Source organism: Protofrankia coriariae (genome assembly GCF_001017755.1).
Classification (GTDB): domain Bacteria; phylum Actinomycetota; class Actinomycetes; order Frankiales; family Frankiaceae; genus Protofrankia; species Protofrankia coriariae.
In genome coordinates this window covers 153,031-172,803 of record NZ_JWIO01000017.1, presented here as the reverse complement: position 1 = coordinate 172,803, position 19,773 = coordinate 153,031, and the positions used below count along the sequence as shown (strand labels likewise).

Annotated in this window: 12 protein-coding genes and 2 pseudogenes; 11 read left to right on the top strand and 3 right to left on the bottom strand. The window is 69.5% G+C overall.

All coding sequences use genetic code 11. The features are described 5' to 3' along the window. Positions 1-1,434: PAS domain-containing protein (locus tag FrCorBMG51_RS12870; protein ID WP_157180489.1), on the bottom strand; the 1,434-nt coding region annotated here is incomplete at its 3' end. A gap of 754 nt (positions 1,435-2,188) precedes the next feature. On the opposite strand from FrCorBMG51_RS12870, the pseudogene FrCorBMG51_RS34720 reads away from it, so the two are divergent. The 7 genes and pseudogenes from FrCorBMG51_RS34720 to FrCorBMG51_RS12845 all read left to right on the top strand — a co-directional run. Then, positions 2,189-2,875, top strand: a pseudogene (locus FrCorBMG51_RS34720) (NtaA/DmoA family FMN-dependent monooxygenase); the annotation flags it as partial. Positions 2,876-2,945: 70 nt separating this feature from the next. After that, on the top strand, positions 2,946-3,713 hold the full coding sequence (locus tag FrCorBMG51_RS34715) for an LLM class flavin-dependent oxidoreductase (protein WP_235433535.1): 768 nt from the start codon (positions 2,946-2,948) through the stop codon (positions 3,711-3,713). A 3-nt stretch (positions 3,714-3,716) separates the two neighbouring features. Next, on the top strand, positions 3,717-4,838 hold the full coding sequence (locus tag FrCorBMG51_RS33805; protein WP_476742153.1) for an NtaA/DmoA family FMN-dependent monooxygenase: 1,122 nt from the start codon (positions 3,717-3,719) through the stop codon (positions 4,836-4,838). After that, entirely contained in the window at positions 4,811-5,128 is a 318-nt protein-coding gene (locus FrCorBMG51_RS34710; protein ID WP_237703059.1) for an LLM class oxidoreductase, read from the top strand. Before FrCorBMG51_RS33805 ends, FrCorBMG51_RS34710 begins: the two co-directional genes overlap by 28 nt. Before the next feature lie 79 nt (positions 5,129-5,207). Next, complete coding sequence (locus FrCorBMG51_RS12855; RefSeq protein ID WP_086055430.1) at positions 5,208-6,395, top strand: isopenicillin N synthase family dioxygenase; 1,188 nt, start codon at positions 5,208-5,210, stop codon at positions 6,393-6,395. Positions 6,396-6,535: 140 nt separating this feature from the next. Continuing rightward, positions 6,536-7,822, top strand: a pseudogene (locus tag FrCorBMG51_RS12850) (bifunctional o-acetylhomoserine/o-acetylserine sulfhydrylase); the annotation flags it as partial. Positions 7,823-8,151: 329 nt separating this feature from the next. After that, entirely contained in the window at positions 8,152-9,705 is a 1,554-nt protein-coding gene (locus tag FrCorBMG51_RS12845; protein WP_047223279.1) for an NAD(P)/FAD-dependent oxidoreductase, read from the top strand. A gap of 333 nt (positions 9,706-10,038) precedes the next feature. Here FrCorBMG51_RS12845 and FrCorBMG51_RS12840 read toward each other — a convergent pair whose 3' ends face one another. Together FrCorBMG51_RS12840 and FrCorBMG51_RS12835 are read right to left on the bottom strand one after the other, a co-directional pair. After that, positions 10,039-11,202 carry a helix-turn-helix transcriptional regulator gene (locus FrCorBMG51_RS12840; protein WP_052914631.1) on the bottom strand — a complete coding sequence of 388 codons (1,164 nt, stop codon included), beginning with the start codon at positions 11,200-11,202 and terminating at the stop codon, positions 10,039-10,041. Between the two features lie 1,160 nt (positions 11,203-12,362). Continuing rightward, on the bottom strand, positions 12,363-14,000 hold the full coding sequence (locus FrCorBMG51_RS12835; RefSeq protein ID WP_235433533.1) for a long-chain fatty acid--CoA ligase: 1,638 nt from the start codon (positions 13,998-14,000) through the stop codon (positions 12,363-12,365). Positions 14,001-14,891: 891 nt separating this feature from the next. Between FrCorBMG51_RS12835 and FrCorBMG51_RS28985 the strand changes: the two genes are divergently transcribed. The 4 genes from FrCorBMG51_RS28985 to FrCorBMG51_RS12810 all read left to right on the top strand — a co-directional run bounded on the left by FrCorBMG51_RS28985 (position 14,892) and on the right by FrCorBMG51_RS12810 (position 19,712). Next, positions 14,892-16,025, top strand: coding sequence for a LuxR C-terminal-related transcriptional regulator (locus FrCorBMG51_RS28985; protein WP_052914629.1), 1,134 nt, complete (start codon positions 14,892-14,894; stop codon positions 16,023-16,025). 77 nt (positions 16,026-16,102) lie between these two features. Continuing rightward, the gene (locus tag FrCorBMG51_RS12820) at positions 16,103-17,083 is read left to right on the top strand and encodes a zinc-binding dehydrogenase (RefSeq protein ID WP_047223278.1); all 981 of its coding nucleotides are present in this window, start codon (positions 16,103-16,105) and stop codon (positions 17,081-17,083) included. A 29-nt stretch (positions 17,084-17,112) separates the two neighbouring features. After that, positions 17,113-17,898 carry an enoyl-CoA hydratase/isomerase family protein gene (locus FrCorBMG51_RS12815; RefSeq protein WP_047223277.1) on the top strand — a complete coding sequence of 262 codons (786 nt, stop codon included), beginning with the start codon at positions 17,113-17,115 and terminating at the stop codon, positions 17,896-17,898. A gap of 146 nt (positions 17,899-18,044) precedes the next feature. Further along, positions 18,045-19,712 (top strand): AMP-binding protein, encoded by a 1,668-nt coding sequence (locus tag FrCorBMG51_RS12810; RefSeq protein ID WP_235433532.1) that lies wholly within the window; start codon positions 18,045-18,047, stop codon positions 19,710-19,712. Positions 19,713-19,773 lie beyond the last annotated feature (61 nt).

The following is a 19,773-nucleotide window of genomic DNA, read 5'->3' as shown; positions in this document are numbered from 1 at the left end:
GGCGCCGGCGGGCAGGTAGCGGGAGGCGACCTCCACGGCGGTGTGCCGCGGCAGGTGGTGGGGGAGCAGGCTGTGCTGGAGGGTGAGGGCGGTGGTGCGTTCGCGGGTGTAGCGGCGGGCGTTGTCGAGACAGACGGCGGTGCGGGCACCGAGATCGTCGGCCAGGACGAGGTCGTCGGGGGTGAAGGGCTCGGGATGGTGCTGGTGACGAATGAAGACGGCGACGCCGAGAATGCTTCCCCGGGCACGTAACGGAATAATCATGACGGAATGGAATCCGTACTCGCGGATCCGGGCGGCCCGCGGCGGGCTGCCCGCCACCCACCGTGCCACACGCGGATCGGAGATCGGGTAGGAGACGCTCTGTCCGCTGGCGAGGGCGATGGCGATGGGGGAGTTCGGAGGGTAGGTGTCGGTCTGGCCCAGCGCGACGACGGCTTCCGGCTGCCCCGCGAAGACGGACTGGTGGGCGGTGCGGCGCAGCACCACCGGGGTGGTGATCGGTCCTGACGGCGGCTCGTCACCTTGGTAGACGGTGTCGAGGAGGTCGACGCTGGCCCAGTCGGCGAGACGGGGGACGGCGATGTCGGCGAACTCCTGGGCGGTGCGGGTGACCTCGAGGGTGCTGCCGATGGCGGCGTTGGCCTCGTTGAGCAGGGTCAGCCGCTGCCGGGCCCAGTACCGCTCGCTGATGTCGAGCGACGCGCTGAGCACCCCTCGGACCTGGCCGGCCGGGTCCCGCACCGGTGACAGGGTGATCGCCCAGGCACGTTCGTGGGAGTCGGCCGGTGCCCGGCGGAAGGCCTCGTAGTACGCCGGCTCACCGGTCCGCACCACCTGGCGGGCCCGCTCGACCAGGCCGGAGGGCTGATGTCCGGGGGCGGGGAACACCTCCGCCGCCGGACGTCCGCGCGCGTCCTGCTCCCGCAGGCCGATCATGTGGGCTGACTCGTCGTTCAGCCGGCAGACCCGCACCTCGGTATCGAAGATCGCCAGACCGACCGGGGCCTGGGTGAACGCCCAGTTCACCAGCGTCAGCTCAGCCTGGCGCTCACGCTGGTGGTTGCGCAGGTCCTCGACGGTGACGGCGGTCACGAACCACTGGGCCACCGTCCCGTTACCGGCCAGCAGTGGCTGGGCGTGCAGCCACACGTCCAGGCCGTGCCCGTCGCGGTGGCGCAGGGTGACAGTCCCGCTCCAGCTTCGCCCGTCCGTCAGGTGGCATCGGGCCGGTTGCGGGAGCGGAGCGGCAAGAAGGTCGGCCGCTGGCCGTCCGACGAGCTCGGCCGGAGGGTATCCGAGCGGCTGGTGGGCGTACGAGCCGCACGCGGTGACGACACCGTGCGGGTCCACGCTGACCGTTACCGTGCGGTTCATGGGGAGATCGTCGAAAAGATCTCCGGGCGTGATGCCCTGTGCTCCCTCGCCGTCCATCTCACCCCCGTCCTCCCCCCGCGACCGCGGGCGAACCGGGACCGCCACACCCTACCCAAACCAGCCGGCCTCATCGTTGCCCCGGCCCTGTTGTCCCGGCCCTCCTGTTCGCCGGCCCGCCGGGATCCCCCGAGTTCGCCCGATCTCGCCCGGTGGCCTGCCACGGCCTGTGTCCGGCCGTATTCCCGGCCGGTATCCCTCGGATCCCGGCGGTATCTCTGGCCGTATCCGATGGATACCGGCGGTATCCCTGGCCGTATCCGATGGATACCGGCCGCGTAGCGTTCGCTGGCCCGCTGCTGCCCGCGCGGTGATGCTGGACCCCTGGCCACCGGTGCGGTTACATTCGGACGATGCGTGCCGGATCCGCGTCCTGGACGGTGATGCTCGATCCGTTCTGGGCCTCCCGCCGCGCGCATCATTTCGACCAGATCTGTTGACGTCGACCAGAGCCGCCGTTGATCCGGCCCGACAGTCGCGGGATCCGCCGTCCACCGTCAACATCATCTCGTGTCCTGCGGGCTCGTGGCCTCGTGTGGTGACGCACCCTGTGCGGTCCGCCCGGCCACGATGATCAATTGATGATCAATTCTCGGCGACGGTGAGCTGGTCGCGCCGCCGGCCACCCGCGGCCACGGCGCATCACGACACGCCAGGCAACGACACGCCAGACAACGACGCGACGCACCGATCGACCCGTCCCACCGCCTCGGCACGCCCCGGCCGTCGCGCCGGCGGTGGAGAGGACCCCGACATGACCTCCGTCACGGACGTGGCGCCGGCACCGGGCCGCTCCCGGCGCCAGCTGACCCTGGGCACGATCCTGCACGGCTCCGGCGGGCACATCGCCGGCTGGCGGCACCCCTCCTCGCCGCCGGGCGGCCAGCTCGACCTCGACCATCACATCCAGCTGGCCAGAACGCTGGAGCGGGGGACGTTCGACGCGCTGTTCGTCGCCGACGTCGTGGCCATCTGGGGACACCAGTACGACTCGTTGCGGCGCACCGCCCGCGCCGACCACTTCGAGCCGTTGACCCTGCTGGCCGCGCTGTCCACCGTGACCGAACGGATCGGCCTGGTCGCCACCGCGACGACGACGTACAACGAGCCGTTCCACATCGCGCGCAGGTTCGCCTCCCTGGATCATCTCTCCGCCGGTCGGGCCGGTTGGAACGTGGTGACGTCGGTGGTCCCGCTGGAGGCCGGCAACTTCGGCCGGGACACCCATCTCGACCACAGCGCGCGCTATCTGCGGGCCGAGGAGTTCGTCGAGGTCGTCCGGAAGCTGTGGGACAGTTTCGACGACGGCTCGGTCGTCCGGGATGCCGCGGCCGGGCACTACTACGACCCGGCCGGTCTGCGCACCCCGCACCATGCCGGCCCGCATTTCACGGTGCGCGGGCCGCTGAACATCTCCCGGCCGCCGCAGGGCCATCCGGTGATCTTCCAGGCCGGCTCGTCGGAGACCGGCCTGGCGTTCGCGGCCCGCCANGGCCCGCCACGGCGAGGTGGTGTTCACCGCCCAGACCACGCTGGCCGGCGCCCAGGCGTTCTACGCCGACATCAAGGCACGCGCGGCGGCGTACGGCCGCGACAGCGACCACCTGTTGGTCTGGCCGCTGCTCTCACCGTTCGTCGCGAGCACCCGGGAGCGGGCCCGGGCCCGCCTGGCCGAACTACAGGAACTGGTCCACGACGACGTGGCGCGCCGGCTCGTCCAGGACAACATCGGGGATCTCGACCTGTCCGGGTACCCGTTGGACGGGCCGCTGCCGCCCATCGGCGCGACCAACCGGAGCAGGAGCCGGCAGGAGCTGATGCTCGACCTGGCCCGCCGCGAGCACCTCACGATCCGCCAGCTGGCGCTGCGGTTCACCACCGCGGGTGCCGTGGTCGGCACCCCGGAGGATGTCGCCGACCACATCGAGGAGTGGTTCACCACCCGCGCCGCCGACGGTTTCAACGTTAGTTTTCCCTACCTGCCCGGCGCCGCCGAGGACTTCGTCGACCACGTCGTCCCCGAGCTGCGCCGCCGCGGGCTGTTCCGCCACGCCTACGAGACGACGACGCTGCGCGGCCACCTCGGGCTGCCGCGCCCCCGGGCCGGCGCACGTCCGTGGGCCGACACCGAGGATGCCGTGGGCGTCAGGGACGCCGCGATCGTGGGCAGCGCGAACATCGGGGACAGCGCGGGTATCGGCGGCGGCGGGGGCGCCGGGCCACGGCCGGTGGGCGCGAGGCGGCGGGACGGGGCAGGGACGGCGGAGGGAAGCCGGTGACTTATGGCATCTGACGTGGCACCCGGCACGACCGGCGCGACCGGCGCAGCCGGCGTCACCGAGCACGGCGGCCGGCGACGGCTGCATCTCAACGCCTTCCTCAAGCCGCCGGGGGAGTTCCTGGCCGCCTGGCGGCACCCGGGCGCCGTCCCGGACGCGGGCGTGAACATCCGGCACCTGATCGACCTGGCGCGGACCGCCGAGCGGGCCCGCTTCGACGCGCTCTTCTTCGCCGACCTCGTCGGGGTGCCCTTCGCCGACCAGGAGGTGCTGCGCCGGGTCTCGGTGGTCAACGACTCCTTCGAGCCGACGACCCTGCTCGCAGCGCTGTCCACCGCCACCAGCCGGATCGGGCTCATCGCCACCGCGTCCACCACCTACAACGAGCCCTACCACCTGGCGCGCACGTTCGCCTCGCTGGACCACCTCAGCCGGGGGCGGGCCGGCTGGAACCTGGTCACCTCGCTCAACGACGCCGAGGCACGCAACTTCGGCCTGCCCGAGCACGTCGAGCACGCCGAGCGCTACCGGCGGGCCGCGGAGTTCCATCAGGTGGTGACCGGCCTGTGGGACAGCTTCGACGACGACGCGTTCCGCCACGACCAGGCGTCCGGGATCTACTTCGACGACGACAAGGTGCACCGGCTCGACCACCGGGGCAGGTATTTCTCGGTGACCGGGCCGTTGAACATCCCCCGGCCGCCGCAGGGCCGGCCGGTGATCGTCCAGGCCGGCTCCTCCGAGGCCGGCAGGTCGCTGGCGGCGGCGGTCGCGGACGTCGTCTTCACCCACCATCCCGACAGCGCCGCCGCCCGGGCCTTCTACGCCGAGATCAAGGCGCGGGCGGNCGGGCGGCCGCGGCCGGCCGCAACCCGGAGCATGTCCTCGTCCTGCCGGCGCTGTCCACGATCGTCGGCCGCACCCTCACCGAGGCCGAGGACAAGGCCGAGCGGCTGTACGCGCTGCTCGACCCGCGGGTGGCGCTGGCCGATCTCGCCTACTGGCTCGGCGGCGTCGACCTGTCGACGTACCCGTTGGACGGGCCGCTGCCGGAGCTGCCCCCCTCGAACCAGAGCCGCAGCGCCCAGCGGCTCATCGTGGACCGGGCCCGCGCCCGCAACCTGACCATCCGCGAGCTCGCCAGGGGGCTGGCCCGTGACGAGCGGACCATCGTCGGCACCCCCGAGACGATCGCCGACCACATCCAGGAGTGGTTCGAGACGCAGGCCGCGGACGGTTTCAACGTGATCTTCCCGTATCTGCCGGAGACGCTCGACGACTTCGCGGACCTGGTCATCCCGCACCTGCGACGCCGTGGCCTGTTCCGGACCTCCTACGAGGGCCGGACCCTGCGCGAGAACCTGGGACTGCCCCGCCCGGCCAGCCGGTACGCCCGTGATCGGCACAGCGCGTGACCGCTGCCAGGCGCATCCGACCGAACGGCGGTCACCGACCGCCGTCACTTCCGGCCCACGACCGACAAGGAGGCCGACGATGACCGAGACGACCCACACCGACAACGCCAGCGCCGGCGGCATCGGCATCGGCATCGGTGTCGAAAGCGCCGACTCCAACTCCGACGCTGACGGCATCGGCCCGGACGGGCCGGGGCCTGCCGGGCCGGTGGCCGCCCTGCCCACGCTGGACATCGGCCCCTACCGCACGGGCGGCCCCGGGCGGGCGGCGTTCCTGGCGGCGTTGCGCGCGGCCTGCCACGGGCTGGGCTTCTTCTACCTCACCGGGCACGGGATCCCGCCGGCCACCACCGCCGCCGTGCTGGCGGTCAGCCGGGAGTTCTTCCACCTGCCCGAGGACGTCAAGCTCGAGATCGAAAACGTCCACTCGCCGCACTTCCGCGGCTACACCCGACTCGGCCACGAGATCACCCGGGACAACCCCGACATCCGTGAGCAGATCGACGTCGGCGACGAGCGCCCCGTCCGCCAGCTCGGTCCGCACGACCCGCCCTACCTGCGCCTCGACGGCCCCAACCAGTGGCCGGCCGCGCTCCCGCGGATGCGGGAGATCGTCGATGCCTACATGGCCGAGCTGGGACGGCTCGCCCGCACGCTGGTCCACGCGTTCGCCGAATCGCTCGGCCTGGCCGCCGACCAGCTGGACCCGAGGTTCGCCGTCGACCCTCGCTCGCATCTGAAGCTGATCCGCTACCTGCCCGCGCCGGCGGGCTTCGCGGCCGACTACGACCAGGGCGTCGGCGCGCACAAGGACGGCGGTTTCGTCACGTTCGTCCTGCAGGACGACACCGGCGGCCTGCAGGTCGCGCGCAGCCCGCAGGCGGGTACGGACGTGCCGGCCGACGGCTGGATCGACGTCACCCCGGTACCGGGGACCTTCGTGGTCAACATCGGCGAGATGTTCGAACTGGCGACCCAGCGTTACTACCGGGCGACCGTGCACCGGGTCGTCAGCCCACCGGCCGGGACGGAGCGGGTGTCGGCGGCCTTCTTCTTCGGCCCGCACCTGTCGGCGACGCTGGCACCCCTGCCGCTGCCGGAGGAGCTGCGCCGGCAGCTACCGCCGTCCGCGCCTCCCGACCCGCGCAACCCGATCTTTGCCGAGCACGGCGTCAACACCCTCAAGAGCTGGCTGCGCAGCCATCCCGAGGTGGCCCGGCGGTACTACTCCGACGTCGAGGCGCCCGCCGGCCGAGGAGCATACTGATCATGCCGCCCGGCCCGCCGGTTGTGGGCAGGTGAGCCGACAGCGGCCGGACGGCGGCCGGACGGCGGCCGGACAGTGAGCGGTGACAGACGGCGGCCAGGCAGTGAACCGACCAGGTAGCGAGCAGTGAGAGGAAACCCGTGACGAGCGAGTCCACGACGTACAGCTTCGAGACCCGGCAGGTCCATGCCGGCGCCCAGCCGGATCCGGCGACGGGCGCCCGCGCGGTGCCGATCTACCAGAGCACGTCGTTCGTCTTCGAGGACACCCGCCATGCGGCGGACCTGTTCTCGCTCGCCGAGTTCGGGTTCACCTACACCCGGGTGGTCAACCCGACCCAGGACGTCCTGGAGCAGCGGGTCGCGGACCTCGAAGGCGGTGTCGCGGCGCTGGCGACGGCCAGCGGGCAGGCCGCGCAGGCGCTGGCGATCCTCACCATCGCCTCCGCCGGCGATCATCTGGTCTCGTCGTCGTCGCTGTACGGCGGGACGTATGCGCTGTTCGCCCACACGCTGTCCGAGTTCGGCATCGAGACGACCTTCATCGACGACCCCGACGACCTGGGCGCCTGGAAGGCCGCCGCGCGCCCGAACACCGCCGCCTTCTACGGGGAGACGATCGGCAATCCGCGCGGGAACGTCCTCGATATCGCCGGGGTGGCCGAGGTCGCGCACGAGGCGGGCGCGCCGCTCATCGTCGACAACACCCTGGCCTCCCCGTATCTGTCCCGCCCGCTTGAGCACGGCGCCGACGTGATCGTGCACTCGGCGACGAAGTTCATCGGCGGGCACGGCACGTCCATCGGCGGGGTCATCGTCGATGGCGGCCGGTTCGACTGGGGCAACGGGCGTTACCCACGGTTCACCAGACCGGATCCGTCCTACAACGGGCTGGTGTTCCTCGAGGCCTTCCCGGAGCTCGCCTACATCGTGCGGGCCCGGGCGAAGCTGCTGCGCGACCTCGGCCCGGCGCTGTCGCCGGTCAACGCCTTCCTGCTGCTGCAGGGGCTGGAGACGCTGTCGCTGCGGGTACAGCGGCACTCGGAGAACGCGCTGGCGGTGGCGCGCTGGCTTGAGGGCCGCGACGACGTGCTGTGGGTCGCCTACCCGGGGCTGGAGAGCAGCCGCTGGCACGCGGCGGCGACGCGCTACCTGCCGGCCGGCGCCGGCGCCGTGCTGGCCTTCGGGATCCGCGGCGGCGCGGCGGCGGGCCGGGCCTTCGTCGAGGCCCTTGCGCTGCACAGCCATCTGGCCAACGTCGGTGACGTGCGCTCGCTGGCCATTCATCCCGCCACGACCACCCACGCCCAGCTCACCGCGGCCGAGCAGGCCGCGAGCGGGGTCAGCGGCGAGCTGGTCCGGCTCTCGGTCGGCCTGGAGGGGATCGACGACATCCTTGCCGACCTGCGCACCGGCTTCGCCGCGGCGGCCNNCCGGCTTCGCCGCGGCGGCCGGAGCATCCGACGCCTGAGCCGTCACCCGAACGGCCAGCAGACGGCCACTCGGACGGCTGTGGTGAGACCCGCCGTCCCCCCGCCCTCGCGGACTATCTACTCTCTACTCTGGTGAAGATGGAAAGCGTGATCATTGCGGGCGACGCGGGAACGGTCATCGAAGATGACGATCTCCGATCGGGTCGTGACCGCTATGTCACACCACGTAGCCACCGCGGGCTGGCCAGCGCAGGGTGACCGGCACCGCCGGGTAGTCAGCCGCAGGAATCGTCCCCTTCAGCCATCAAGGAGCCGTTGCATCCCATGACCGAGCTTTCAACGCCGCCCGCGGAACCCGGTCGCGAGATCCTGGTGATAGGCGCCGGTCCAGCGGGTCTGAGCGCGGCCTTCCAACTGCACAAGTACGGGATCGCCTCCACCGTCCTCGAGGCGGACAGTCAGGTCGGCGGCATCTCCCGGACGGTCGAGCGCGACGGCTGGCGGTTCGACATCGGCGGCCACCGGTTCTTCACCAAGGTCCGGGCGGTCGAGGAGCTCTGGCACGAGATTCTCGACGACGCCGACTTCCTGCTGCGGCCGCGCAAGAGCCGGATCTTCTACAACGGCGCCTACTACGACTATCCGATCAACGCCGGGAACGCGTTGCGCAACCTCGGCCCGGCCGAGGCCGCCCGGTGCGTCGGCTCGTACCTGTGGGCCAGGGCCCGGCCGCCGAAGGACCAGACGGACTACGAAAGCTGGCTGGTCGCCCGGTTCGGCTGGCGCCTCTACCGCACCTTCTTCAAGACCTATACCGAGAAGGTCTGGGGGGTGCCGGTCAGCGAGATGCCGGCGGACTGGGCTGCCCAGCGGGTGAAGAGCCTGTCGCTGGCGAACGCCATCGTCAACGCGGTCTCGCCGCGCCGTAACCAAAAGAAGATCACCTCGTTGATTGAGGAGTTCCAGTATCCCAAGTACGGCCCCGGGATGATGTGGGAGGTCTGCCGTGACAAGGTCACCGCGGCCGGCAGCAAGGTGGTGATGAACACGACCGTGGCGGGCATCAGGCATGCCGACGGCCGCGCGACGGCGGTCGTCGCGCGCGACGGCGACGGGGGGACCACCGTCTACCCCTGTACCGACGTCGTGTCGTCCATGCCGATCTCCGAGCTGATCACGGCGATGGACCCGCCCGTCCCGGCCGCTGTGGCGCAGGCCGCGCGCGACCTGCGCTACCGGGACTTCATCACCGTCGCGCTCGTGGTGCCCGCCGACAAGGTGCCCTGGAACGACAACTGGATCTACATTCACGACCCGCAGGTGCGGACCATGCGCATCCAGAACTTCGGTTCCTGGTCGCCGTTCCTGGTCAAGGACGGCCGTAACGTGCTCGGCCTGGAGTACACGGTCTTCGAGAGCGACGCTGCCTGGACGGCTCCCGACGACGAGCTCATCGAGCAGGGCAGGCGGGAGCTGGCCAAGCTCGGCCTCGTCGACTACGACGACGTCGAGGCGGGATATGTGGTCCGCCAGGGCAAGGCCTATCCCATCTACGACGACCGTTACCGGGCGAACGTCGACGTGATACGCGGCTGGCTCGCCGAGCACGCCACCAACGTCCACCCGGTCGGCCGCAACGGCATGTTCCGGTACAACAACCAGGACCATTCGATGCTCACCGCGATGCTCACCGCCGAGAACATCGCCACCGGCACGACCCACGACGTCTGGTCGGTCAACGTCGAGGAGGAGTACCACGAGGAGAGCGCGGGCTCCCCGGCCGGCCGGCCCGGCGGCTCCCTCGGGACGGGACGTGACGCCCCGGTCCTCTCGCGTACCTCGCTCGACGCCGCGGCAGACTCGGCGGCACGGTCATGACGGCCCGGTAGGACGTCACCGGGAGTTACTCCCGTCGGCGCCTGTCTGTGTTCCAGCGGCCCGCCGCCATCACTGACAGTGATATTTTTGCCTGTAGCATCCCGTCCCTCCCACGCCGGGATTCCAGGTGCGGGAGGGATGCTGCCGGTCGCCTGGGCGAACCACCCACCGATCTGACCTGATGGTCAGGAGGGTGATGGTCAGGAGGGTGATGATCGGGGTGGTGTCGTGAACGGTGTCAACCCGTCCGTGCTCCGGTGTGTCGTCGGACGGACATCGTCTGTTCGTTGTCGGTCGTCTGTTTGTCGCTGGCGCGGGGCTGTTCCCGGCGGCTCATGACGCCTCCCGCTCGCTGTGCAGCCAGATCGACACCGCTTCGGTACGGCTGGCCGCGTTCAGCTTGCGCAGGATGTGCTTGACGTGGGACTTCACGGTTCCCTCAGAGATGATCAGCCGGTCGGCGATGCGCGCGTTGGTGTTGCCGGCGGCCATCAGCCTGAGCACGTCGATCTCGCGCCTGGTCAGGCGGGAGTCCGTGGGCCAGGGGGTGTCGTGGAACGGGCGTACGGGCCGGGCGAACCCGTGGTTCATCCCGTATGCGCCAAACCTGATCGGCTCCTCGATGTCGTTCATCGTCGCGGCCAGCCCGGCGGTGTAGCGCAGCATCTCGGTGCGCATCTGGGCCAGGCGGTCGAGGAGGACCGCGCGCTCCAGCGCATAGCCCAGGCCTTCGGCGAAGACCGCCAGGATGTCCCGGTCGAACTCGGCGAGCTCGCCGCGGTGGTAGTAGCGGTCGGCGTGCAGGAAACCGATCACCTGGGAGGAGGTCGTGATCGGTACCGCGACGTAGCTTCTGACCCGGGCCGCCTCGGCCATCGCCCGATGGACCCGTGTCTCATCCTGGACGTTGGTGACGATGAGCGGTCGCCGCCGTCGTACGATCTCCGTCTCGAACAGGGGGGGTACGAGCTTCTGCGGATTGTCCTGCCCGGCTCGCACGATGACCTGGGCCCATTCCCGGTCCCCCTCGACGTACATCGTCTCGGGTACCCAGATCGACTCGTGGATGCGTGACATGATCACCCGGTCGAACCCGATCGTGCACGCGATGCCCGGGGTTGCCTCGATCAGTTCGGATACCGAGGACATCTGGTGTAATCGACTGAGAGCGTTCTGAACGTTACGGATCGTGCTGGAATGGTGGTGGGCGTGCTCCTCGCGTACGTCGTCGTCGGTGCTCTTCAACTGGATGAGCAGTGGAAGCAGGTCGTCGGCACCGGCCAGGCGGTCGGCGGTGGCGTGGTCACCGGCCGCGGCCGCGCACACGCCGTGCCAGACGGCCTCCAACGCGCTGCTGGCGGCGGGTAAGTCGTCGATCTCCGTGGTGTCGGGCAGTTGCTGGGAGCACAGGAGTGCCTGAGCCTTGCCGATGATGGTGAGCACCTCGCTCACCGTCCGGTCGGAGATCGACCGCTGGTGCATGCGGTCGCCGATCATCGGTCTGTGGTTTCTCCCGTGGCACCTGATGTCCCCGGTGGACACGATGAGCCTCCTCGACTGGCGCAGGCGTCCAGCGCTGGACGCCTGGCGGATCAGAAGTCAAAGTCCGGCCTTGTCACGTTCTGTCGATCTCTGTCACTCGACCGCGTTGTGGACGCGCCAAACCATACGGCTGACTGACCCGCTGGGTCACCCACGTGAGCACGACCGAGCTTCTTTTTCGAAGAGGGTAGCGTGCGTGCCGTACACAGAAGCACTGATTCGTAGCGGATCCTGTCGAATCGACGGCTGACAATATCAATAATATTACTTATTAAGTTGATTTACTTACTTAAAGTAACATCTTGTTGACGTCGTGCTGTGATCGTCGATGTGGCCTGGGCGCCTGACTGTTCCACTTTGAAGATCCTTAACGCCTTCGTGGCCACCTGCAGCGGCTCCCGTAAGCGAGCGAGGCGGCTGCCCGGTTGCGCCGATGCCCGGGTGGTGGCCTTGTGAACGTGCCTGCGATCAGCGCTTCTCAGGGGTCCGCGTCGCGGGGAGGCTCCTGATCCCGTTGATGAGGTTGGCGACCGGGAAGTTCGGCTCGGGACGGGAACGTCCGGAATCCGGGGCCGACCTCGGTCGGCAGGTGCTTCAGCATGGTGCGCGCCAGGGCCGCGCCCGGGCAGTAGCGCGCACCGCTGCCTCTCGCCTTGGGGCACCCGCACATCGTGGCAGGGCACAGGGAGGTCCAGAAGCGTACAGGTGTGCCAACGATGGCCCTTGCGGACCCGGCCGCGCGGAGGTGCCGCTCGGCCGGCCCCGCACTGGGTCCGCATCGTACTGGCCCGCACCGGGCGTCGTGTCGCCGTGACCGTACGGGTTCCGGTCATCGCCTCGATGCGGGGGCGGGCTGGCGGTCCGGTTCGGCTTCCCGTTGCGGTAGAGCCGGCGTCCCGGCGTCCCGGCGTCCCGGCGTCCCGGCGTCCCGGCGTCCTGCGGGCGGCGGACGAGCGGACAAACAAACAGGGTCGCGGTGTCAGGGATGATCCCTGGCACCGCGTACCCCATGGCCCGGGGTGCGGCCGTCCGCATCACGGCCCCCGGGTTCCCACAGCCGTCCCGCTACCTCGCGGTGTACCGGTGCACGTCGCCTGTCCGTCGCCCTGGCGGCGTCAGATGGTCTGTACTGTCAGAAGCTGGTCCGCGTGCTGGCGGCGCAGCACCTTCTTGTCGTACTTGCCGGTCGCCGTCAGCGGGACCGCGTCCACGAACGACCAGTTCTCCGGCAGCCACCACTTCGCGACCCTGCCCGTCAGCCACGTCCGCAGCTCCTCGGCCGTCACGCTCGCTCCGTCCCGCAGCACCACGACCGCGAGCGGACGCTCCTGCCACCGCTCGTCGGGCACGCCGATGACGGCGGCCTGGAGCACGCCCGGATGGCCGATGATCGTGTTCTCCAGCTCGACCGAGGAGATCCACTCGCCACCCGACTTGATGACGTCCTTCGTCCGGTCGGTCAGCGTGACGTAGTGCAGGGGGTCGACTCTGCCGATGTCGCCGGTACGCAGCCAGCCGTCGTGGAACTTCTCCGGGTCGTCGTCGCGGTAGTAGCCTCCGGTGACCCAGGGCCCGCGGACCTCGAGCTCGCCGATCGACTTCCCGTCCGCGGGCAGTTCGATGCCGTTGTCGTCGACGATGCGAAGATCTACACCCGCGATCGGCCTGCCCTGGGTGACCCGGAAGCGCATCGTCTCCTCCTCGTCGAGGCCGGCCGGCGGCCGGGCGATCGCCGCCAGCGGAGAGGTCTCCGTCATCCCCCAGGCATGCAGGATCCGGACGCCGAACTCCTTGTCGAAGGCCTCCATCAACGAGCGCGGCACCGCCGATCCGCCGCACAGCACCAGACGCAACGAGGACAGGTCGGGTCCGGGGTTGTTCCGCAGGTGGTTCAGGATGTCGTTCCAGATGGTGGGAACGGCTCCCGACACGGTCGGGCGTTCCTGATCGATGGTCCCGACCAGCGTCTGGGCCTGCAGGAAGGGCCCGGGCAGCAGCAGATTGGCACCACTCATCAGAGCGGCGTACGGCAGGCCCCAGGCGTTGGCGTGAAACATCGGCACGATGGTGAGAATCGTGTCGTCAGCGTTGATGCTGAAACCCTGCGCGGTGCAGGCAGCCTGCGAATGTAACCACAGCGACCGGTGGCTGTAAACCACTCCTTTGGGGTTGCCCGTCGTGCCGCTGGTGTAGCACATCGAAGCCGCGTCGCGTTCGTCAACGGCCGGCCAGTCGAATTCCTCGGGCTCGGCGGCAAGGACCTCCTCGTACCGGAGAATCTGCTTGCCGGCATCCTCCAGGGCGGAGGTGTCCCCGTCGCCGTTCACCAGCACCGTGTGCACGCTGTCTATCTTCGGCAGGGCCCCGGCCAGCAATGGGATCAGGGAATCGTCGACGATGATGACCTGGTCCTCGGCGTGGTTGGCGATGTAGGCCACCTGCTCGGCGGCCAGGCGGATGTTCAGCGTGTGCAGCACGGCTCCCATCGCCGGTACGGCCGCGTACGCCTCGAGGTGCTGCTGGTTGCTCCACTGGAAGGTCGCCACCCGCTGGTCCCCGACGATGCCGAGCCGGCGCAGGGCACCTGCCAGCCGGGCGGCTCGCGCACCGATCTCGGCATACGTGACACGGCTGACCTGGCCTGGTGCGATCACGGTCCGCGCATCGTGATCGCCGTGGACCGAGACACCGTGCGCCACTATCGAACGCACCGTCAGAGGGAAGTCCTGCATCGTGCTTCGCACAGCGTACATCCTTTTTCGTCAGGCCCGGCTTTGGGTCGCGAGTGGGGACACCACCATGGACGGGCCGGCCGGAACCGCTTCGGCAACGGCAGGGCGCACCTGTTCACTCCTCGATCACGATGGCGGACATCGGGCACATCGATGTCGCGCGTTGCACGGAAGAACGCAGGCCGTCATCCGGTCGGCTATACAACAATGTCACCTGGTCGGCGTCATCCGCAAGGTCGAAGACCGCGGGTAGAGCAAGCAAGTAGCAAGCATGCAGCAAGCAACTACTACCCATGCCCGGCACGCGGGTCGCGGTTCACGGAGACATTCATGATGCCTTCTCCCGGGTTTCTCCTTCGGAAAAGCCCGTCCGTACCGGAGCGGGGTGCGCGCGTCGTGGCCCCGCAGCCTGTTCACACGGCCCTGACCTGCGTCTTTGCGCCGCTCGAGGCCCCGCCCGCGGACCGGTCCCGCGAAGCGCCGCCACTGCCGTCCCCATCGGCGGTTCTCCCGTCGCCCCTCGCGGCCCGCCCTTTTTGTCACCGCAAGTCCACGATCGTGTACATCGACGGGCTTGTTCTCGCCGTCGGAAGCCCCTGGCGGCAGAGCCGCGCACGCCATCGCTGGCCGGAACGGGCCGGCGATGAGCCGGCGCTGGCGGGGTGGGGCGGGCCACCTCGGGGGTTCGTCAGCCGTGAAGATTGGTCAGACCTAATCCGGGATTGGTCAGGCCTAAACCGATCGGTCGGGCCTAGACTTACATGCCACACGCCACACCGGTTCGGTGCGCAGGCCGGTGCGGTACGCCCTTACGAACTGGATCTGGCAGCGATGACTCCACCGAAGGGAAGAGACCCCCGGGACGCCGCGGATGCGATGGTTCCGGTCGGGACGCGTCGGCGGCCTGACCTGATGCGTTGTGCGCGTGAACTGCTGGTGACCGCCGATCAGCTGGTCGGTGGCGCCGGACGGGACATCGCCCGCAGGCCCGCGGACGACCTCAGCGCTGTCGACGGGCAACTCGCGGTCATGAGTGGCCTGCTCCGCGACCGGCTCGTCTCACCCGCGAAGTACCCGGACGGTGCTTCGCTCGTCAACGTGAGCACGGCGCTGGCGGGACTGCACACCATCCGCTACGAGATCCACGACTTCCTCGTCCACGAGCGCCTACAACGCCTGGACATGCTCGACGCCGGCCTGGCCCAGCTGCGAAAAGTACATGAATCGGACGAGCTGCTGAACCGTGTGTGCGAGTCGGTCGTGCACAGCTGCGGTTTCGACCGGGTGATGCTCTCCCGGGTCGAGGGCTCGGTGTGGCGGCCGTGGAAGAGCTACGCGGTCACAGACCAGGAGGTGGAGCGGACCTTCCGGAAGTGGATCAGCGCCATCCCGGAGATCCACCTCGATCATCTGCTACTCGAGAGCGAGATGGTGCGGCGGTGTGAACCGGCGCTGGTCACCGACGGCGCGCACGACCGGCGGGTCTACCGCCCGCTCCTGGACGCCTCCGAGCTGCGTTCCTACGTCGCGGCGCCGCTCATGCCGACCGGCCGGGTGATCGGTTTCCTGCACGCGGACTACAAGTCCGAGCAGGTGTCCGCTCTCGACCGGGACATCCTGTGGGCCTTCGCCGAGGGTTTCGGGCAGATCTTCGAGCGTGCCGTGCTGCTGGGGCGGCTGCGTGACCAGCGCGAGCAGGTGCGCAGCGCGATGCAGACCGTCGAGTCGGTGCTGGACGACCTCGCCGGCGCCGAGATCGACCTCGCCAGCCGGGAGCACGCCACCGCGCTCGCCGCCACCCGGCCCACCCGGCTGCTGCACACCACGCGCTCGTCGAAGATGGAGTCGCTCACGGGCCGCGAGCTCGAGGTACTGACGCTGATGGCGACGGGCGCGACGAACAACAGGATCGCCGAGAAACTCGTGATCACCAACGGTACCGTGAAGTCGCACGTGAAGCGCATCCTGCGCAAGCTGGGCGCGGAGAACCGCGCGGAGGCCATCTCCCAGTACCTGCGCCTGACGATCGGCCAGAACCACCTGTAGCGGGGCCGCTTGCACCCCCGCGCCCGCCAGCACTAGGGTCCAATGGTCAGACCTTTAGTTGGGGTTCTGGAGGTAGGGTGCGCGCGGTTGTCCTCGACGAGTTCGGCCCGGCGGGCAACCTGCGGTTCGCCGACTTCCCCGACCCGCGGCCGGAGCCCGGGTGGGCCACGGTGCGGCTGCGGGCCAGCGCCCTGAACTGGCACGACGTGCTGGTCCGGCAGGGCAGGTACCACTCCCCGCTGCCGCACGTGCTCGGCGCGGACGGCGCGGGCGTACGGGTGGACACCGGCGAGGAAGTGGTGATCGTGCCCTCGCTGTGGTGGGGTGGGGACGACAGCGCGCCGGGCGCGTCCTGGGAGATCCTCGGCGACCACCGGCCGGGCACCTATGCCGAACTGGTGCGGGTGCCCGTCGAATGTGTGGTGCCGAAGCCCGCCGGGCTCAGCTGGCCGCAGGCGGCTGCCCTGCCGCTGGTGGGGCTGACCACCTATCGCGCGCTGTTCACCCGCGGCCGGCTGCGTGCCGGGGAGTCCGCCCTGGTGCTCGGCGCCGGTGGCGGCGTCGCCACGATGGCGGTCAGCCTCGCGGTCGGCATCGGCGCCTCGGTGGCGGTCACCTCGTCCTCGGTCGGCAAGATCGAGTCTGCTCGTGGGCTCGGAGCCGGCGGCGGCGTGCTCTACACCGATCCCGACTGGCCACAGGCGGCCAGGGAGCTCTCACCCGGGGGAAGGGGCTTCGACCTCGTGCTGGATTCGGTGGGCACCTGGCAGGAGTCGATCCAGGCGTTGCGGCCGGGCGGCCGGCTGGTGGTTCTCGGCGCGTCGCGCGCGCAGGAGGCGCGCATCGACGTACGGCACTTCTATTTCGGGCAGTTCGACCTGCTCGGTACCACAATGGGTGGTCCCCGCGACTTCGCCGGGCTGCTGGAGCTACTGACGTCCCGGCGGGTGGCGCCCCCGGTCATCGACCGGGTCTTTCCGCTCGACCAGGCCGACCAGGCGCATCAGTACCTCGAGCGGGGTGGCGGGTTCGGAAAGATCGTCCTGACACAGGACTGAACACCCCGTACCGGGAAGGGACAACGCCGATGACAGACAAGCTCGTCCGCTACGAGGTCGATGACCACGGCGTCGCCCTCGTGACACTGGATCACCCGCAGACCCGCAACGCGCTCAGCGACGAGCTCCTCGATGATCTCCTGGGCGCGCTGGAGGAGGCAAAGACCGACACTGGCGTGCGGGTCGCGGTGCTCACCTCGTCGCATGAGCGGATCTTCTCCGCGGGCGGCAACCTCAAGGCGTTCGCCGACGACCGTCCGACGATCACCAAGTACACCGGGCTCGACCGCTTCCCGCGCCTGTTCAAGCTGATCGGGGCCCTGGGCAAGCCGGTGATCTGCGCCGCCAACGGCGACGTGCTCGCGGGGGCGTTCGGGCTGGCGCTGGCCTGCGACCTGGTGATCGCGAAGGAGTCGGTCCGGTTCGGCTGCCCGGAGATCAACGTGGGCGCGTTCCCCTTCATGATCTCGGCTCTCATCTACCGCAACGTCGGTCGGCTCAAGGCCAACGAGCTGATGCTGCTCGGTGAGCTCATCAGCGCTTCGGAAGCCCGTGACCTGGGCATTGTGAACACGGTGGTGCCCGACGCCGAGTTCGACGACACCGTCCGGGCCTGGGCGCGCAAGCTGGCGTCGAAGTCGCCGCTGCTGATCAGGCTCGGTAAGGACGCCATCAACGCCACCCGGGACCTCGCGCTCGGCGAGGCACTGGACGTGCTGCAGGCCCAGCTCGCGCTGGCCTTCACCACCGAGGACCTCGTCGAGGGGGTGCGGGCGTTCCGGGAGAAGCGGGCTCCCGAGTGGAAGATGCGGTGATCGTCTGACTCCGAGATCGTCCAGTTCTGACCCGTCGTCGGCGTTCGGCTCCAACTCGTTGCCTTTTTGGTCTAACCATTCTAAGGTTGACTGAAATGGTGTGACCTGGGGCACGGTAGCTGTTGACGACGAGGAAGATCACGATGATGTTCACAACGGTGACGGACCGCTACTCGCACGACGACATCGCCACCTACTACGCCACCGGTGTATGGCGTGCGGAAACCCTGTTCGACGTCCTGGAGGCGCAGGCCTCCCAGCAGCCCGACAAAGTGTTCGTCACGGACAACAGCGCGTCCCTGAGCTACCAGGAACTGCGGGACACCGGGTTACGCCTCGCGGCCAGCCTGCGGCGCCTCGGCGTCGGCAGGGGGGACCGCGTCAGCGTCCAGCTCCCCAACTGGACGGAATTCGTGCAGGTCGTGGTGGCGCTGTCACGGCTCGGCGCCATCGCGATACCGATCATGCCGATCTACCGGAACGAGGAGGTCGGCTACATCCTGCGCGACGGTGGCGTCCGGCTGGCCGTCACCAGCGAGAAGTTCCGCAACTTCGACTACCTCGACATGTACACCAAGCTCCAGGCCGACAGCCCGAGCCTGGAGAAGATCGTCGTGGTGCGGGGGAGCTCCTCCGACGAGCGCGACACGGTGATCCCCTTCGAGTCGCTGCTGGCGGCCACCGGCCCGGTGCCCACGGCCGAGGAACTCGGCGCGGGTGTCGGCGCCGACGACCCCTTCGTGATCGTCTACAGCTCGGGCACGACGTCCAACCCCAAGGGCTGCCTGCACACCTTCAACACCTTCGCTGGCGGTTCGCGGCTGCTCGGCAAGGGTCTCGGCTACCGCCAGTCCGACGTCCAGTTCGGCCCGTCGCCCATCACGCACACCACCGGGTTCATCACCAGCCTCCTCATACCGTTGATCCACGGAGCCGCCTCCCACCTGATGGACGTGTGGGAGCCCCGCGCGGGGCTGCAGCAGATCGGTAAGTTCCGCTGCACCGTCTCGGTGACCGCGACGACGTTCCTGCAGATGCTCATCGACGTCTACGACCCCGACCAGCACGATTCCAGCAGTCTGCGGATCTGGGTCTCCGCGGGCGCGCCCATACCGGGCTCCTTCGTGGAACGGGCCCGTGACCTGCTGCCGAACTGCCAGATACTGAGCCTCTACGGCCGTACGGAGAACGCCGTGAGCACCATGTGCACGGTGGAGGACGACCCGACCCGTTCGATCACCTCCGACGGGTCGGCGCTGCCCGGCACCTCGATCAGGATCGTCGACGAGGCGGGCCACGAGGTGCCGCGTGGCCAGGAGGGCGACATCGCCTTCCGCGGGCCCAGCCACATGCTCGAGTACATCAACAACCCACCGGAGACCGCCGCCCTGTTCACCCCGGACGGCTACTCGCGCTCCGGCGACCTGGGGGTCATGGACGCCGACGGCTACGTCCGGGTGACCGGCCGGCTGAAGGACATCGTCATCCGCGGCGGCATGAACATCAGCGTCCGCCAGGTCGAGGACCTGCTCACCGCCCACCCGGCCATCGGCGATGTCGCGGTCGTCGGGATGCCGGACGAGCGGCTGGGGGAGCGGCTGTGCGGCTACCTCGTGCTCGCCGCGGGGCACGAGCCGCTGACGCTGGAGGACGTGCGGGCCTACCTGCTCGGCCGGGGGCTGGCCATCCAGAAGGTGCCCGAGCGCCTGGAGATCGTCTCGCGGCTGCCGATGACCGCGACGGGCAAGGTCCAGAAACACGTCCTGCGCGCCGACATCGCCGAGAAGCTCAGGGCCGAGAAGCTCGGGGCGTGAGCCGGGGCGTCTCCCGCGGATCCCGCTCAGCGCCGAGCGGAGCTCCGCGGGGGACGCCCCA

Coding starts and splice junctions, on each gene's coding strand:
- FrCorBMG51_RS28985 (WP_052914629.1), top strand. CDS start 14,892: ATGCGTTGTGCGCGTGAACTGCTGGTGACCGCCGATCAGCTGGTCGGT.
- FrCorBMG51_RS12845 (WP_047223279.1), top strand. CDS start 8,152: ATGACCGAGCTTTCAACGCCGCCCGCGGAACCCGGTCGCGAGATCCTG.
- FrCorBMG51_RS12840 (WP_052914631.1), bottom strand. CDS start 11,202: ATGATCGGCGACCGCATGCACCAGCGGTCGATCTCCGACCGGACGGTG.
- FrCorBMG51_RS12855 (WP_086055430.1), top strand. CDS start 5,208: ATGACCGAGACGACCCACACCGACAACGCCAGCGCCGGCGGCATCGGC.
- FrCorBMG51_RS12815 (WP_047223277.1), top strand. CDS start 17,113: ATGACAGACAAGCTCGTCCGCTACGAGGTCGATGACCACGGCGTCGCC.
- FrCorBMG51_RS12835 (WP_235433533.1), bottom strand. CDS start 14,000: ATGTACGCTGTGCGAAGCACGATGCAGGACTTCCCTCTGACGGTGCGT.
- FrCorBMG51_RS12810 (WP_235433532.1), top strand. CDS start 18,045: ATGTTCACAACGGTGACGGACCGCTACTCGCACGACGACATCGCCACC.